Below are 15,791 nucleotides of genomic sequence, written 5' to 3'. Positions count from 1 at the left end.
CGCGAGCCGGGCCGTTTCCGGCGGCCCGGTCAACCACTGCGAAGTCCCGCCCGCGGGCGTGCCCTGTTGATCTTGGGGCGCCCCCGGCGTGTAATGCGCGCATTTCCTGTTGCCGGCGTCCGCCGGAAGAAGCCTGGTCATGTCCGCAGCACCCGATTCCCTGTTCGCCCGCAAGCCCTACTGGGCCAAGCGCTTTGGCACGGCGCCGTTTCTGCCAACCACGCGCGAGGAAATGGACGATCTCGGCTGGGACAGCTGCGACATCGTGCTGGTGACCGGCGATGCCTACGTGGACCACCCGAGCTTCGGCATGGCGATCATCGGCCGGTTGCTGGAGGCGCAGGGGTTCCGCGTGGGGATCCTTGCGCAGCCGGACTGGACCTCGGCCGAGCCGTTCCGGGCCCTGGGGCGACCGAACCTGTTCTTCGGCGTAACCGCCGGGAACATGGACTCGATGGTCAACCACTACACCGCGGAGCGGAAGATCCGCTCCAACGATGCCTATACGCCGGGGGACGTGCACGGCAAACGCCCGGACCGCGCGGTGATCGTCTACGCCCAGCGCGTCCGCGAGGCCTACAAGGACGTGCCGGTCGTGGCCGGCGGGATCGAGGCCAGCCTGCGGCGTATCGCGCACTACGACTACTGGCAGGACAAGGTGCGTCGCTCCGTCTTGCTGGATTCGCGCGCCGATATCCTGCTGTTCGGCAACGCCGAGCGTGCACTGGTGGAACTCGCCCATCGCGTGGCCGCGGGCGAGCACCCGCGCGAGATCACGGACCTGCGCGGGACGGCCCTGCTGCGCGATACCGTGCCCGCCGGCTACGTCGAGCTGGATTCCAGCGAGGTCGATACCCCTGGACCGGTGGATGCCAACCCCGACCCCTACGCCATGGTCTCGCCCGAGACCTGCGCCGATGCCGAGGCACAGGATGCGCAGGCGGCCGAAGCGGAGGCGGGCGCGAAGGTCGTGCGTTTTCACCGGGATATCCCGCGCGGCACCCCGCGCGACCAAACGGTGATCCGTATTCCGGCCTTCGAGCAGGTGAAGGGCGACGCAGTGCTCTACGCGCATGCCTCGCGGGTGCTGCATCTGGAGACCAATCCGGGGAATGCCCGCGCGATTGTGCAGCGCCACGGGGACAAGGAGGTCTGGCTCAACCCGCCACCGATCCCGCTGTCGACGCCCGAGATGGACGCGGTGTTCGATCTGCCCTATGCCCGGGCCCCGCATCCTTCCTACGGGGCTGCGCGCATCCCGGCGTGGGAGATGATCCGCTTCTCGGTGAACATCATGCGCGGCTGTTTCGGCGGCTGTACGTTCTGTTCCATCACCGAACACGAAGGGCGGATCATCCAGAGCCGCTCCGAGGACAGCGTGCTGCGCGAGATCGAGGAGATCCGCGACAAGGTGGACGGGTTCACCGGCGTGATCTCGGATCTGGGCGGCCCGACCGCCAACATGTATCGCCTGGCCTGCAAGGACCCGAATATCGAGCAGAGCTGCCGGCGACTGTCCTGCGTGTACCCGGGCATCTGCAGCAACCTGGACACCGACCACGCGCCGCTCATTCGCCTGTACCGCAAGGCACGGGCGTTGCCGGGCATCAAGAAGATCCTGATTGCCTCCGGGCTGCGCTACGACCTGGCGATCGAGTCACCGGAGTATGTGAAAGAACTGGTGACCCACCATGTGGGGGGTTACCTGAAGATTGCCCCGGAACATACGGAAACCGGACCACTTTCCCGCATGATGAAGCCGGGCATGGGGACCTATGACCGGTTCAAGGCCATGTTCGAGAAGTACTCGAAGGCGGCCGGGAAGGAGCAGTACCTGATCCCGTATTTCATCGCCGCGCATCCCGGGACCACCGACCAGGACATGCTGCAGCTCGCGCTCTGGCTGAAGCGCAACGACTTCCGCGCCGACCAGGTGCAGGCGTTCCTGCCCAGTCCCATGGCCCTGGCCACCGCCATGTGGCACTCGGGGCGTGACCCGTTGCGCGGCATTCGGCGCACCACCAGCGAACGCGTCCCGGTGCCTCGCGGGGTGCGCGCGCGGCGTCTGCACAAGGCGTTCCTGCGCTATCACGATCCGAACAACTGGCCGCTACTGCGTGATGCCCTGCAACGGATGGGGCGTGCGGACCTGATCGGCAATGGCAAGCATCACCTGGTGCCGACCTGGCAGCCGGCTGGGACCGGTCAGGGTGCGGCACGCCCGTCCACCGGCGGGCGCATCACCCGTGGCGGCAAGGCGCTGAAAAAGCGCGGCCAGACCTTCCAGACGCAGCACAACGGCGTCGAGGCTGCGGCGCGTCCCGGTGGCAAGCCAGCGCCAGCGGGCAAGGCCGGGGCACGCTCTGCCGCGCCCAAGGGCGGCAAGCCGCGCGCGGGTAGTGGGAAGGTGCGCAAAGGGCGCCCGGCCGGAAAACGACCGCGCGCCTGACGCCCCTGCGGTTCAGGACGCCGCGTGGGGGACCGGGACCTGGCCTTCCAGGCTGATGTTCAGACCGGTGGTGGTGCGGTCGCCGGGGTCCAGGAAGTACAGATAGGGGCCAACCACGGCCTCGGGCTCGGGCAGTAGGTCGGGGTTTTCCCCGGGATAATGCCCGGCGCGGAAGCGGGTGCGCACGGGGCCGGTGTCGATACCGTTCACGTGCAGGAAGCGCGGTTCGTTGCGATGCTCGTGCGACAGGATGTCGATCAGGCCGTCCTGGGCCGCCTTGGCCATGCCGAAGGCGCCCCAGAAGGCCTTGCGCGCGTTCTGGGTGGACACGACCAGGCTCCCGGTGGGACTGGCCTCCAGCAGCGGCAGGACGGCCTGCGTGAGGAAGAACGGGCCGTGCAGGTTACTGTTGATGACCTTGAACCACAGCTCCGGGTCGTAGTTCTTCATCGGCATCAGGGCGCCGGCCCAGCCCGCGTTCAGTACCAGCCCGTCCAGGCGGCCCAGCGAGTCGCGGATGTTCTCCGCCAGGTCACCATAGTCCTTGACCGTCGCGCCTTCGAGATTCAGTGGGTAGATCGCGGGCTGCGGGTGACCGGCCTGTTCGATCCGGTCATAGACCGCTTCGAGGCCCTTCAGGTCCTTGTCCAGCAGGACCACGATCGCGCCGGCCGCGGCACAGGCCTCGGCAACCGCGCGGCCGATGCCGTCGGCGGCCCCGGTGACCAGGATCACGCGTTCATCGAAGGCGCCGGGTTCCGGGCGGTAGGCGAGCAGGCGGGGAATATCGAGATCGGTCAAGGATGGTCCTCCAGGTACAGGTGCGCCGATTCTAGTCCAGATTGTACGGCCGCTTCGAGCGTGGACGGCAGTGCAGGCGTCAGGTAATCCCCGGCCAGATAACACCCCGGCCAGGGCGTGCGGGCCGGCGGGCGACGTGCATCCAGACCGGCTTGCGCGTCCAGCGTCGCGCGGCGTTCGCAAATGCTGTGGCCGGTCTCGGGTTCGCCCAGTTCGGGGAAGGTTTGGGCCAGGGAGCGGGCGACGGTGCGCCATCGTGCATCCGCCGTCAACGGTTCGAGGTCGTCGGCCGCGGAGATCACGACCGCCAGCCAGTGTGGCGCCCCGGCGACATTCCGCGCGATCAGCCATTGGCCATGCTGGTCCAGCAGCCCCTGTAGTGGCGGAAGATCATCAAGGCGCCGCGCATAGCGCAGGTAGACCGTGCAGATGCTGCGGGCGCCCATGGCATTCAGGCCCTGGTGCGTCGCCTCCCAGCCGGTTTCGTGCGGAAGCAGGGCAGCGGCGGCGGCTGGAGGGGCGGCCAGGATCACGCCGCGCGCCGGGCTCGCCACGCCCTGGCGATCGCGCAGGCGGTAGGGGGCGGCGTCGTGAGTCGTGCTGCGCTCAATGGCGGTGATGCGGCGGCCAAGATCCACTCTAGCGCCACGCTCCCGGAGTTCCTGGACAGCCGGTTCCGGGAACAGCTCGCCGAGTGGCCGCGCGGGGAGGAGAAGGCGCGCGGCCTCCGGGCCATGATTGAGTGCCAGGCGCAGGACGTTCTGGAAGATGCGGGCCGAGGCGGTTCGGGTCGGGGTGTTCATCACCGCCAGGCACAACGGGTCCCACAGGCTCCGAATGAGGGCGTCGGGCTGACGACGCTGGCGCAGCCAGTCGAGGACGGGGAGATCGTGGCGCAGGGGCCGGTGCAACATGGCGGCGGCGCCGGACAGTGCACGCAGGCGTGTACCAAGAGAGTGCTTCGCAAGCGCCCGGTAAAGCGCGGCGGCCAGGGCGGGCAACCGGGGCGAACGTGGTTCCAGCTGGAACGCCGGGTCCTGCGGCCGGGCGGTGGGCTCGAACATGCGCAGGCCGAAGGGCAGGGCCTGAAACGCCTGCTCGGGGTTGATGCCGACCGAACGGATCTGCTGCAGGGTCTGCTGGCAGGCCCCGACCAGGATGTGCTGGCCGTTGTCGAGCGGGGTGCCGTCCAGGTCGAGGCTGCGGGCACGGCCACCGGGGGCCTTGCCGGCCTCGATCAGGTGCACGGGGTGCCCGGCGCGTGCAAGCGCCAGCGTGGCGGTCAGGCCGGCCCAGCCCGCGCCGACCACGACGACGGGCGCGTGGGGTGAGCCGGAGATCATGGCATCAGGTCGCGCGGCGGCGTTGTTCGCGCTTCAGGCGGCGTGCGGTGCGCCACGCGATCCACAACTTGCGGATCGGGGTCAGGCGCACGCGGTGTTCCAGCACGCGGTAGCCGTCGTCGGCGATCTCGTCGAGCAGGGTGCGGTAGATGGCCGCCATGATCAGGCCCGGGCGCTGGGCGTAGCGGTCGGCGTCCGGGAGGTGTTCCTCGGCGCGTTCGTAGTAGCGTCGCGCCCGTTCCGCCTGCTCCGCGAACAGGGCGCGGTGGCGGTCGTCGGTGATGTTGATCTGGAATTCCTCCGGCTTGACCCCGTGCTTGCTGAGCTCGTCCATGGGGATGTACACCCGGCCGCGCATGGCGTCCTCGTGGACGTCGCGCAGGATGTTGGTGAGCTGCAACGCCATGCCGAGGTCGTGGGCGTACTTCAGAGTGCGCCGATCGGTGTAGCCGAAGATGTGGGCGGACAGGATGCCCACGACGCTGGCCGCGCGGTAGCAGTACAGCGACAAAGTGGTGAAGTCCGGATAGCTGTCGTAGTCCAGATCCATCTGCATGCCGTCGATGATCTCGTCGAAGTACTCGCGACCAAGGTCGAAGGCGGCGATGTGCGGCTGCAGTGCCTGGGTGATGGGGTGGCGGGGTTCGCCGGCGAACAGGCGTTCGATCTCCTGGCGCCACCAGTCGAGCTTGGTGCGCGCAATGCTCTCCTCGCTCACCTCGTCGACGATGTCGTCGACTTCCCGGCAGAAGGCGTACAGCGCCGTGATGGCGCGACGGCGATCCGGCTCCAGAAAGCGGAACGCGTAGTAGAAGCTGGAGCCGCTTTGCGCGGCCTTCTCCTCGCAATACTCGTCGGGGGACATGCGCTCTCGCGTGGCGGGTGTCGAACAGGGAGGAGAAGGCTAGCACAGGCAGCACAGGGGGCGGGAGAGGGCGCCATGAAGGCGGATTGTTGACCTGTATCAAGCTCGGGCCTGGCGTGCGGCCGTAGTCTGCAGAACCAAGGTCGCGAGTGCGCGGCGCACGGTTGTGGAGCCCCGAATGGAACAACGCCTGGTGTTTGACCCCGAAATCCTGCGCCGCTACGACGTGAGCGGGCCGAGGTACACGTCGTATCCCACCGCGCCACAGTTTCACGAGGGCTTCGACGACCGCGCCTATGCCGAGGCGGCGCAGGCCACCAACGGGGCGGACCCGGCGCGGCCGCTGTCCCTGTATGTTCATGTGCCGTTCTGCGACACGGTGTGCTTCTACTGCGCCTGCAACAAGGTCATCACTGGAAATTACCAGCGCGCTCAGCGCTACCTGCAGTATCTGGAGCGCGAGGCCGAACTGCAGGGCGAGCTGTTCGACCGGGAACGCACTGTCGGCCAGCTGCACTTTGGGGGGGGCACGCCGACTTATCTTGGCGATGACGATCTGCGCCGGGTGATGGCGACGCTGGCGAGGCACTTCCGCCTGGACGAAAGCGATGCCCGCGAGTTCTCCATCGAGATTGATCCGCGCGCGGTGCGGCCCGGCACCATCCCGCTGCTGGGCGAGCTGGGTTTTAACCGGATCAGCCTCGGGGTGCAGGATTTCGACCCGAACGTGCAGCGGGCGGTGAACCGCATCCAGCCGTTCGAGGTGACCGCGCGGGCGGTGGAGCAGGCGCGGGCCAACGGCTTCGAATCCACCAACCTGGACCTGATCTACGGCCTTCCCCTGCAGACGGTGGAGACCTATACCGCCACGCTGGAACGCGCGCTGGAGCTGCGTCCGGAGCGCCTGGCGATCTACAACTACGCGCACCTGCCGCAGATGTTCAAGACTCAGCGCCAGATCCGCGAGGCCGATCTGCCGGACGCCGCGGAGAAGCTGGCGATCCTCGAGACCACCATCGCTCGCCTGACCGATGCCGGCTATGTCTACATCGGCATGGACCACTTTGCCCTGCCGGACGACGAACTGGCCACGGCCCAGCGCGCCGGGACGCTGCAGCGCAATTTCCAGGGCTATTCCACACGGGCGGAGTACGACCTGGTGGCACTGGGTCCGACGGCCATCGGCAAGGTGGGCGCCACCTACAGCCAGAACCTGCGCGAGCTGGATGCCTATTACGCGCGGCTGGATGCCGGGCGCCTTCCGGTGTTTCGCGGACTCGAACTGAGTGCCGACGATCGGCTGCGCCGGGACGTGATTACCGAGCTCATGTGCCATTCGCGCATCGATTTCGCCGCGATCGAGGTGCGCCACGGGATCGCGTTCGGCGAGGTCTTTGGGGATGCACTGGAGCGGCTTCAGGGCATGGAGGCCGATGGACTGGTGCGGATCGGCGCGGAGCGGCTGGAGATCCTGCCGCGCGGGCGGTTGCTGCTGCGCAACGTCGCCATGGCCTTCGACGCCTATCTGAAGACGGAGGGCGCGCCGCGCTACAGCAAGGTAGTGTGAGCGGCTTGACGGCGATCCGTTCTCGGCGGAAGCTTTGAACAATAGCAACCGGTAACAGGGACGTTCCGGTGAAGACGACACGTTACTTCGAGACTGTACGCGAGAGGCCGGATCGGCGAATGATCCGGGATCACTGGATCAGTAGTGCAATCGACCAACCGTTGTGCGAAGAAGTCCAAGGCGATGGGCGTATCCGCAGATGGGCTCGTGTCGAGGAGGCTGAAGGACGCTACCTTCGCGTTGTTCTGCTGCCGGATGGAGAAACCGTTCACAACGCCTTTTTCGATCGAGGGTTCCAGCCATGAAACTCCAGTACTTCGGGGATACGGATACGCTTTATATCGAATTCCGAGGCGATAGCGTGGCCGAAACCCGCTCGCTTGACGAGAACACGACCCTGGATGTCGATGCCAGTGGTGGTGTTTGCGCCATTACCTTTGAGCACGCAAGCGAACGAACTGACCTCCAGCACCTTACGGTCGAGGGCATTGCCGCTTGATGCCTTTTAAGCCCTCAGCTTAACCAGGGGTTCTCGGCGGCTCGATCCCTACGGTCTTCGGCGGCGCGGTCGAAGGCTGTGGCTCAGGATGATCCAGGCGTCGCGGGTGCGCAGGCGCGGTCGGGCAAAGACGTCGTCCTGCTGGCGCAGCCGCCAGAGGATGCGTGCCCCGCCGTTGATGATCGCCCGGATCTCCAGCCCCATGCGCCCGCGCAGCAGCCCGCCCAGCGGCGCCCCGGCGCGCAGCAGCCGGTCGGCGCGGGCGTATTGAAACTGCATCAGGTTGCGTAGCTGGAAGGTGGTCTGCCCGGTGGCCAGCATCGCCTCGGTCACGCCGTACTGGTCCATCTCTTCCTGCGGTAGGTAGATGCGGTTGTTCTCCCGCAGGTCCTGCTGCAGGTCCTGATAGAAGTTGATCAGCTGCAGCGCCGAGCAGATGGCGTCCGAGTACCCCAGCATCTCGTCGGTCGGGTTGCCGTTCAGGTGCAGCATGAGCCGGCCAACCGGGTTGGCCGAGCGGCGGCAGTAGTCCATGACCTCGCCGAAGGTCGCATAGCGGGGCTGTTCCAGGTCCTGCAGGAAGGCGTCGATCAGGTCGGAGAACGGCGCGGCCGGGAGGTCGAAGCGGGCGCGGGCGTCCGCCAGGGCAATCCATTCGGGTTCGTGCTCGGCGGCGGGGTCTTCCAGGACCTGCACGCGTTCCTGCATCGCCAGCAGTGCCTGGCGCCGCTCGGCGACCGGGCGCGGGTCCTCGTCGGCCAGGTCGTCGGCGTCGCGGGCGAAGCAGTAGATCGCCGCCACGGGGCCGCGCAGGCGGCTGGGCAGCAGCCAGGAGGCCACGGGGAAGTTCTCGTAATGCGCCTTGGCACGCTGGCGACAGTGGCGGTAGGCCGAACGGATACGGGGCGACATGGGTGCTCAGGCCCTGTTTCCGGCGTGCGGGGCGCCGAGGTGGGCGGATTCAGCTCGCAAGTCCGGGCTCCGTGGCGGCTCCGTCGGCGTACCAGGCCCAGAAGTCGTTCGGCTGTTCCAGGGCGGCATCGGCGCCCCATTGATCCGGACGCTGGTTGGCGTCGATGTAGCCCCAGTTGGCGATCAGGGTGGGCATGCCGGCGGCCCGTCCGGCCGCGATGTCGCGTTCTGCATCGCCCCAGTAGCAGTGGCGTTCCGGCGGCAGGCCGGTCTGCCGGGCGGCCAGCCACATGGGTTCCGGGGCGGGTTTGCGCTGGGGCAGGGTATCGCCGCTGACGACGGCTGCCATGCGCGAATGCAGCCCGAGGGCCTCCAGCAGCGGATCGGTCAGCCAGCCCGGCTTGTTGGTCACCACGCCGACGGGCCAGCCGCGGGCCTCGCAGGTGTCCAGCAGGTCCGCGAGTCCGGGAAACAGGGCGGTGGTCCGGCACAGGTCGCGGGCGTAGATCTCCAGGTAGCGCTTCTTGAGATGCTCGGCGAAGGCGGGATCGGCGTCCGGGAAGGCGAGATCCACCAGGGCCCGGGACCCGTGGGAGACAAAGTTACGCACGACCTCGAACGCCAGCGGCGCACGGTCGTGTTCGGCCATCAGGGTGACCAGGGCCGCATGCATGTCGGGAGCGGTGTCCAGCAGGGTCCCGTCGAGGTCGAACAGGACCGATCCGAGTTCGCGGGTCATTCGTCGGGGCCGGCTTCGTCGCGGCGGGCGGCCATCAGGTAGTTCACGTCGGTGCGGGCGACCAGACGATAACGCCCGCTCAGGGGTGAATAGGTCAGGCCGGTCATCGCGGTGACCTCGAACCCGTGGCGGCGCAGGGCGGTGCCCAGTTCGGAGGGGCGAATGAAGCGTCCGTACTCATGGGTGCCGGTGGGCAGCATGTGCAATACGTATTCGGCCCCCACGATGGCCTCGGCAAAGGCGCGCGGAGTTCGGTTGATGGTGGACAGGAATAGCCAGCCGCCGGGGCGCACGAGCGTTGCAAGGGCGTCGATCACGGCGTCCGGATCGGGCACGTGCTCCAGCATCTCCAGGCAGGTCACCACATCGTAGTCGCCGGCGTGACGTTCGGCGTGCGCCTCGGCGGTGGTGTGCAGGTAGTGGATCTCAAGCCCTGCCTCCACCGCGTGTTCGCGTGCCACCTCCAGGTGTTCGGCGCCGGCGTCCAGCGCGGTGACCTGAGCGCCGCGAACCGCCATTGCCTCGGAGAGGATGCCGGCACCGCAGCCAACGTCCAGTACCTTCTTGCCGGCGAGGTCCGCCTGGCCGTCGATCCATTCGAGGCGCAACGGGTTGATCGCGTGCAACGTGGCGAAGGGGCCCTTCGGGTCCCACCATTCGTGGGCCCGACGGGTGAATTTGTGGATCTCGGCGCTATCGACGTTTGCGTGCGCAGAAGTTTGGGAGAGGGGTTCGGGGCTCATGGCGTCTGTCTCGCTCAGGGAAACACTGATTGATGTACACGTTCGCGCTCGAGTCGCTGTTGCGTGCGAACAAGGCGCGGTGACTGCCGTGCAGTCATTCTGCACAAGGGAGCCGCAACGCCGTGCGCGCGCAAGAGCGGCCGAGCCCCTCGGGGTTGGCACCCCAGGTTCCCCGATCCTGCGTTGCGGCCCTTGCCGGTAGAACAACTATCGGCTGCGCACCGCGCCTTGTCTTGGAAAACCTGGGGTACCAACGCGAGCGTGTACATTGATCAGTGTTTCCCTCAGGCAGTGGGCTGCTGCGTTTCCAGCACCCGGATGCGCCAGTACTCGGCTTCGGCGCGGAGGTCCTGCGAGTTCAGCGTAAGCAGTTCGCGGTTGCGGAGCAACGGCCGTCCGGCCACGTAGACATCGCGCACGGCATCGCGGGTTGCGGCGTAAACGATCTGTGCACTGGGGTCGTGCGCCGGTTGCAGTTCCAGCGCCTGCAGGTCTACTGCGACCACATCGGCCTGTTTGCCGGGCTCCAGCGAGCCGATCCGATCCGCGAGTCCCAGGGCGGTGGCACTCCCGAGGGTGGCCATCTCCAGCGCCGCGGTGGCGGGCAGGGCGGCGGCATCGCCACTGACGCCCTTGGCCAGCAGTGCGGCGGTGCGCATCTCGCCGATCATGTCGAGATCGTTGTTGGAGGCGGTGCCGTCGGTCCCGAGGGCGATGTTGATGCCAGCGTCCTGCAAGCGTGTGACAGGACAGAAGCCGGAGGCCAGTTTCAGATTGGATTCCGGGCAGTGGGCGATGGAGACCGGGCGTTCGCGCAGCAGGTCCAGGTCGGTATCGTCGACCTGGGTCATGTGCACCGCGATGAAGGGCTGGTCCAGCATGCCAAGGCGTGCGAGGCGGGCCAATGGCCGTTCGCCCTGGTCGCGCAGGGCGTCAGCGACCTCGCTGGCCGTCTCGTGGACATGCATGTGGATGGGCACGTTCAGTTCGCGGGCACGGGCCGCCACGCGCTCCAGGCTTGTATCCCCCACGGTGTATGGCGCGTGCGGGGCGACATTGAAGGCGATCCGGTCATGGTGCCCCCAGTTCGCGACGACGTCCGCGCCGCGCTGGAAGTATTCGTCTGCCGTGCTGGCCCAGGGCGTGGGGAAGTCGAACACGGTGAGACCCAGCGAGGCACGGATCCCGGTCTCGTCGACCACCCGGGCCGCATCGTCCACGAACAGGTACATGTCACTGAAGCACGTCGTGCCCCCGCGCAGCATCTCGGCTATGGAGAGGCGGGTGCCTGCGCGAACGAATTCGGGGGAGAGCAGCTTGCCCTCGGCGGGCCAGATGTATCCCTTGAGCCATTCCATCAGCGGGCGGTCGCTGCCGATGCCACGCAGCAGGCTCATGCCGGAGTGGGTGTGGGCGTTCACCAGGCCGGGGATCAGGATATGGCCGGGGTGATCGCGGTATTCCGCCTCGGGATGGTTGGCGCGCGCGGTGGCTTGCGGTTCGATCGCGTGGATCTTTCCGTCGCGGATGATCAGGGCGTGGTCTTGCAGAAGGGTGTCGCGGGGGACTACCGGGAGGATCTGTGGGGCAGCGAGGATCAGCGTCTGGGCATTGCTCATGGCGGACGGTCTGCGCGGGGATCAGGGTCGCGCATGGTACCTGAAAGGGGCGGCATTGCGCCGCCCCAAGATGCCGTGAGGACTACAGGCGGTTGATCGCGAACCGGCCCGGACCGGTCAGGGCCAGGGCGATCGCCGCGAACAGGAACATCCCCTGCAGCTCGAGGGCCCAGCCGCCGGTGCTGGTGAGCAGGAAGACCTCGTGAGCATGGGCGAGCGCGATGGCGAAGACCATGTTGATGGCGATAATCACCGCGCCGATGCGCGAATACAGCCCGATGATGACGAGGATCGGGGCGAGGATCTCGCCGATGTAGACGCCATAGGCGAGGATCGCCGGGAGTCCCGCGTTCGTAACCATGCCTTCGATGCCGCTGATGCCGCCGGTCAGTTTGGCGATGCCGTGCAGCAGGATCATGATCCCGAGGGCCAGGCGGAGTACGAGCTTGCCACTGTCGTCTAGCGTGTTGTCCATTTCCATCCTCTCCTTGTAATGCTGCGGATCGATGTCCCCAGTCGGTGCGGCCGGGCCTGTGCCCGACCGGGTTTGCGCCCAGGCAACATCCGGTCAGGGCGTGCGGCCCCTGTCGGACGTGCCTGTGGCAGGTCAGCCGGCGTCGCGCCCCAGGCGCTGGGCCCGCGCGACCTCTGCGACGTGACGCCCCTGCGAGGCGGCCATGCCCAGTTCGTTCTCGCTCGGCTGGCGCGAGCCGTCGCCGTCCGCCAGCGTGGTCGCCCCGTAGGGGGTGCCGCCGCAGACCTCGCTGACATCGAGCAGGCGCTTCTCGGTGTAGGGTAGACCAACCACGGTCATGCCGTAGTGCAGCAGGTTCACGATGGTCGAGATCAGGGTGGTCTCCTGGCCGCCGTGCTGCGAGGCGGTGGAGCTGAACACGCTCCCGACCTTGCCGACCAGCTTGTCGCCGAACCACAGGGCACCGGTCTGATCGAGGAAGTTGGCCATCTGCGCGGCCATCCGGCCGAAGCGGGTAGGGGTGCCGATGATGATCGCGTCGTAGTCCGCCAGTTCTTCAGGCTTGGCGATGGGGGCGGCCTGGTCGAGCTTGGCCCCGGCATTGCGGGCCACGTCATCCGGCATCAGTTCGGGGACGCGCTTGATCGTGACTTCGGTATCCGGTACCTCGCGGGCGCCGCGGGCCACAGCTTCGGCCATCTGCTCGATGTGGCCCCAGGTGGAGTAGTACAGGATCAGGACCTTGGTGCTCATGGCGATTCGCCTCCGGTTGACTAGGTTGCAATACCCGTCACCTTAGATCCGATTTATACGAATGAAAATGGCGAAAAACGCCTCCAGCCATTCGAAGAACACGAACGGTTAGGGGTGGGCTGCGGGATTTCCGTTGTCGCTCTGGCGCAGTACCAGGGCCTCAAGTTTTGCCAGCGTGTCGGGATGGCCGTACAGGTAGCCCTGAAAGTGGCGACAGCCGAGGCCGAACAGGAAGGCCCGCTGCTGGTCGTTCTCCACACCTTCGGCGATGACGTCCAGGTCGAGGGTGTGAGCCAGGTTGACCACCATCTGGGCGATCGCGGCATCGTTGGGATCGTCCAGGACGTCGCGGACGAAGGATTGATCGATCTTCAGCTGAGCGAGGGGCAGTCGCTTGAGGTAGGCGAGAGAGGAGTAGCCGGTCCCGAAGTCGTCCAGAGAGAACTCGATGCCGAAGCTCCGCAGTTCCTCGATGTGGGCAATGACGGTCTCCACGTTTTCGAGCAGCATGCTCTCGGTCAGCTCCAGCTTCAGGCGGTGCCCCGGGGCGCCGGTAGCCTCGAGCGTCTGGGCGAGATCGCGCACGAAGTACTTGTGCCGGAATTGGCGCGCGCTGACGTTGACCGACAGGGTGAGGTCCCGAAAGGCGGGCTGGTGTTTCCAGGCAGCCAGCTGTTCACAGGCCTTGCGCAGCACCTTGCGGCCAATCGGGACAATCAGACCGGTCTGTTCTGCCACGGGGATGAACTCGGCGGGCGAGATCATCCCGCGGCTGGCGTGCTTCCAGCGCACCAGGATCTCGGCCCCGATGACCGCGCCCGACGTGTTCACCTGTGGCTGGTAGTGCACGCTGAAGGCATCCTGATCCAGGGCGTGGCGAAGCTCGCTCTCCAGCTCGAATCGGGCCTCGACGGCGCGGTGCAGCTCGGGGTCGTAGAAGCGCACGGTGTTGCGCCCGGCGTTCTTGGCCCGGTACATGGCGAGGTCCGCCTGCTTGAGGATCTCCTCCACGCTCAGATTGCGGCCGCTGAACAGCGTGGCGCCGATACTGGGCGTTACGTGCCGCCTCTGTCCCGCCAGCTTGAAAGGATCGCGCAGAATCTCGATGAGCTTGCGACCCACGGCCTCGGCCTGGGTCGCCGCGCGTGCCTGGTCCGGGTGCAGATCGTTGAGGATGATGACGAACTCGTCGCCCCCAAGGCGGGCGAGGGTGTCCGCCTCGCGCACGGAGTTCAGCATGCGCTCGGCGACCTGGCGTAGCAGGTCATCGCCGACTGCATGGCCGAGGGTGTCGTTGATGTCCTTGAAGTTGTCGAGATCGATGAACAGCAATGCGCCATGCAGGCGGGTGCGTTCGGTATTGGCGAGACTCTGACCCAGCCGGTCGTGCAGCAGGGTGCGATTGGGCAGTTGGGTCAGCCCGTCGAAGAAGGCGAGACGCCGGATCTCGTCTTCGGCCTCCTTGCGATCGGAGATGTCGGTCATCGTGCCGAAGGTCGCCATCACCTGGTCGTGGTCATCGAAGCGGGCACTGGCGTAGATGCTGACCCAGCGGATGTCACCGTCGCGGGTGCGCAGACGGATCTCCTCGGATTGGGAATGGGAGCCGCCTTCGAGGAGGGTGGCACAGAAGCTATGGGCGTCGTCGTGGTCCTCGGGGGCTACGAAGTCGCACAGCGGGCGGCCGAGAGTCTCTTCCACGCTGAACCCCGTCAGGGCCTCCCAGGCTGGATTCAGCAGGGTCCAGTGGCCTTCGGCATCGGTGCGGAAGATGACCTCGGAGATGTGGTCCACCACGTCGCGGTAGCGGTTCTCGCTTTCCGCCAGTGCATCGGTGGTGCGTCGGTGGGTGGTGATATCAAGGGTCAGGCCGCGCAGGCTCTCCCGGCCGTCCGCGTCACGGGCCCAGGAGAGGATGTCTCGCAGCCACAGCCACTGGCCGTCGCGATGGGCGAAGCGGTAGTCCACCGTGCGCGGGCTGGTCCGGCTCTCGCGGGCGGCATTCTGCACGCGCGGCAGGTCGGCCGGGTGGATATGCCGGGCGCGCAGCTCGCCCCGGCCCAGGTTGTGGGCCGGGAAGCCCAGCAGACGGCGGGTGTCGCCGGACACGAACTCCCATTCGTGGGTGCGCGGATCAGCCTCCCACAAGATCGCGTTGGCACCGCCGAGCATGGACTCCAGGCGGGCGACCGAGCGGTTCAGTTGTTGGTTCTGCTGTTCCAGGGTTGTTTGGGTGGACCCCAGGTGGGCGGCGACGTCGTTGAAGGTGCGGGCGAGGTCACCGAATTCGTCGTGCGAGCGCACCGGGATGCGATGGTCCAGACGACCGCCCTGCAACGCCTTGCCGCCCTGGTTCAGCAGGCGCAGGCGGCGAGTAACAACCAGGCTGAAGACCACCGCGGCCAGCATGGACAGCACGAGTACGCCCAGCGCCAGCAGTACGTTGCGCTGCAGGAGGGTGGCGGACAGGGCGTCGATCGCATCGGTGGAATAGCCCACCGCCAGAGTCCCGAGTGGCTGCCCGGCCAGCTCAATGTCGCGCAGGATCTCGATCTGCCCGGGCGTGGTGCGCGTGCCGTCTGCGCGTTCCGGGATGGTGTCGGGCGAGATGCCCACCGACGCCATCGGCTGGTCCTGGGCGTCGAGCACCACGGCGTAGAGGACATGGGAGTCGTCCGCGACGAGCTCGAGCAGGTCCTGCAGCATCGCCGGATCCGCATAGGCGAGCCCGGGGGTCAACGCGCTGGAGAGCAGACGGCCCTGTTGCTCGGCAAAGCGTTCCAGCATCTGCGACTGGTTCTGCTGCACCTGGGAGATGCCGCTGAACATCAGCGCTGCGACCATCGCGACCTGGATCGCGACGGTGCCGATGATGATCTGCCAGGCGAAATTCAGACGCATGCGGGGGGCGCCGGCGCCTGTGGGACGATGCAGGCCGAGATTGGGCCAGAGCAGGTTGGAGCCGGGCCGCGGCGAGTCATGAAGGACATCCGGGGCGCGTACGCGCCAGTCTTCGATGGTGGGAC

Annotated in this window: 13 protein-coding genes; 3 read left to right on the top strand and 10 right to left on the bottom strand. The window is 67.0% G+C overall.

Translation table 11 applies throughout. The features are described from left to right. The first annotated feature begins 139 nt into the window (after positions 1–139). Positions 140–2,449: a YgiQ family radical SAM protein gene (locus tag F618_RS0108425; protein WP_019568300.1), complete on the top strand. Its 2,310-nt coding sequence runs from the start codon at positions 140–142 to the stop codon at positions 2,447–2,449. A gap of 12 nt (positions 2,450–2,461) precedes the next feature. On the opposite strand, the gene F618_RS0108420 is transcribed toward F618_RS0108425, so the two are convergent. The 3 genes from F618_RS0108420 to hpnD are packed head-to-tail and all read right to left on the bottom strand — an operon-like array spanning position 2,462 to position 5,458. After that, a complete protein-coding gene (locus F618_RS0108420; protein ID WP_018938588.1) occupies positions 2,462–3,250 on the bottom strand; it encodes an SDR family NAD(P)-dependent oxidoreductase in 789 nt (262 codons plus the stop codon). Then, positions 3,247–4,593, bottom strand: coding sequence for a hydroxysqualene dehydroxylase HpnE (gene hpnE / locus F618_RS0108415; protein ID WP_018938589.1), 1,347 nt, complete (start codon positions 4,591–4,593; stop codon positions 3,247–3,249). Before hpnE ends, F618_RS0108420 begins: the two co-directional genes overlap by 4 nt. A 4-nt stretch (positions 4,594–4,597) precedes the next feature. Beyond that, positions 4,598–5,458 (bottom strand): presqualene diphosphate synthase HpnD, encoded by an 861-nt coding sequence (hpnD, locus tag F618_RS0108410; RefSeq protein ID WP_018176714.1) that lies wholly within the window; start codon positions 5,456–5,458, stop codon positions 4,598–4,600. 178 nt (positions 5,459–5,636) lie between these two features. Here hpnD and hemN point away from each other — a divergent pair, with 178 nt between their 5' ends. Together hemN and F618_RS0108400 are read left to right on the top strand one after the other, a co-directional pair. Beyond that, positions 5,637–7,025: an oxygen-independent coproporphyrinogen III oxidase gene (gene hemN, locus F618_RS0108405; protein WP_018938590.1), complete on the top strand. Its 1,389-nt coding sequence runs from the start codon at positions 5,637–5,639 to the stop codon at positions 7,023–7,025. A gap of 301 nt (positions 7,026–7,326) precedes the next feature. Further along, positions 7,327–7,524: a DUF2283 domain-containing protein gene (locus tag F618_RS0108400; protein WP_018145559.1), complete on the top strand. Its 198-nt coding sequence runs from the start codon at positions 7,327–7,329 to the stop codon at positions 7,522–7,524. 48 nt (positions 7,525–7,572) lie between these two features. Here the strand turns inward: F618_RS0108400 and hpnC are convergent, their stop codons facing one another. The 7 genes from hpnC to F618_RS0108365 form a co-directional block, all read right to left on the bottom strand. Then, the gene (gene hpnC / locus F618_RS0108395; protein WP_019568299.1) at positions 7,573–8,436 is read right to left on the bottom strand and encodes a squalene synthase HpnC; all 864 of its coding nucleotides are present in this window, start codon (positions 8,434–8,436) and stop codon (positions 7,573–7,575) included. A gap of 49 nt (positions 8,437–8,485) precedes the next feature. Continuing rightward, positions 8,486–9,175, bottom strand: coding sequence for a phosphoglycolate phosphatase (gene gph, locus F618_RS0108390; protein ID WP_019568298.1), 690 nt, complete (start codon positions 9,173–9,175; stop codon positions 8,486–8,488). Next, positions 9,172–9,918, bottom strand: coding sequence for a bifunctional 2-polyprenyl-6-hydroxyphenol methylase/3-demethylubiquinol 3-O-methyltransferase UbiG (gene ubiG, locus F618_RS0108385; RefSeq protein WP_019568297.1), 747 nt, complete (start codon positions 9,916–9,918; stop codon positions 9,172–9,174). The genes gph and ubiG overlap by 4 nt, the downstream gene beginning before the upstream one ends. 284 nt (positions 9,919–10,202) lie before the next feature. Continuing rightward, positions 10,203–11,537, bottom strand: a complete 1,335-nt coding sequence (locus F618_RS0108380; protein WP_019568296.1) for a TRZ/ATZ family hydrolase — start codon at positions 11,535–11,537, stop codon at positions 10,203–10,205. Between the two features lie 82 nt (positions 11,538–11,619). Further along, positions 11,620–12,012 carry a DoxX family protein gene (locus F618_RS0108375; RefSeq protein WP_018951927.1) on the bottom strand — a complete coding sequence of 131 codons (393 nt, stop codon included), beginning with the start codon at positions 12,010–12,012 and terminating at the stop codon, positions 11,620–11,622. A gap of 132 nt (positions 12,013–12,144) precedes the next feature. After that, positions 12,145–12,765 carry an NAD(P)H:quinone oxidoreductase gene (wrbA, locus tag F618_RS0108370; RefSeq protein WP_018951928.1) on the bottom strand — a complete coding sequence of 207 codons (621 nt, stop codon included), beginning with the start codon at positions 12,763–12,765 and terminating at the stop codon, positions 12,145–12,147. Positions 12,766–12,873: 108 nt separating this feature from the next. Beyond that, entirely contained in the window at positions 12,874–15,666 is a 2,793-nt protein-coding gene (locus F618_RS0108365) for an EAL domain-containing protein (protein WP_019568295.1), read from the bottom strand. Positions 15,667–15,791 lie beyond the last annotated feature (125 nt).

Origin of the sequence: Thioalkalivibrio sp. ALMg13-2 (assembly GCF_000381185.1) — a bacterium.
Lineage (GTDB): Bacteria > Pseudomonadota > Gammaproteobacteria > Ectothiorhodospirales > Ectothiorhodospiraceae > Thioalkalivibrio > Thioalkalivibrio versutus.
Note: the sequence above shows the minus strand (reverse complement) of the source record. Positions and strands in the feature narration are given on the sequence as shown.

Excerpts from the sequence above, each read along its gene's own strand:
- F618_RS0108400 (WP_018145559.1), top strand. The coding sequence starts at position 7,327 with ATGAAACTCCAGTACTTCGGGGATACGGATACGCTTTATATCGAATTC.
- wrbA (WP_018951928.1), bottom strand. The coding sequence starts at position 12,765 with ATGAGCACCAAGGTCCTGATCCTGTACTACTCCACCTGGGGCCACATC.
- F618_RS0108375 (WP_018951927.1), bottom strand. The coding sequence starts at position 12,012 with ATGGACAACACGCTAGACGACAGTGGCAAGCTCGTACTCCGCCTGGCC.
- hpnD (WP_018176714.1), bottom strand. The coding sequence starts at position 5,458 with ATGTCCCCCGACGAGTATTGCGAGGAGAAGGCCGCGCAAAGCGGCTCC.
- hpnE (WP_018938589.1), bottom strand. The coding sequence starts at position 4,593 with ATGATCTCCGGCTCACCCCACGCGCCCGTCGTCGTGGTCGGCGCGGGC.
- F618_RS0108425 (WP_019568300.1), top strand. The coding sequence starts at position 140 with ATGTCCGCAGCACCCGATTCCCTGTTCGCCCGCAAGCCCTACTGGGCC.
- ubiG (WP_019568297.1), bottom strand. The coding sequence starts at position 9,918 with ATGAGCCCCGAACCCCTCTCCCAAACTTCTGCGCACGCAAACGTCGAT.
- gph (WP_019568298.1), bottom strand. The coding sequence starts at position 9,175 with ATGACCCGCGAACTCGGATCGGTCCTGTTCGACCTCGACGGGACCCTG.
- F618_RS0108380 (WP_019568296.1), bottom strand. The coding sequence starts at position 11,537 with ATGAGCAATGCCCAGACGCTGATCCTCGCTGCCCCACAGATCCTCCCG.
- F618_RS0108365 (WP_019568295.1), bottom strand. The coding sequence starts at position 15,666 with ATGCGTCTGAATTTCGCCTGGCAGATCATCATCGGCACCGTCGCGATC.
- hemN (WP_018938590.1), top strand. The coding sequence starts at position 5,637 with ATGGAACAACGCCTGGTGTTTGACCCCGAAATCCTGCGCCGCTACGAC.
- hpnC (WP_019568299.1), bottom strand. The coding sequence starts at position 8,436 with ATGTCGCCCCGTATCCGTTCGGCCTACCGCCACTGTCGCCAGCGTGCC.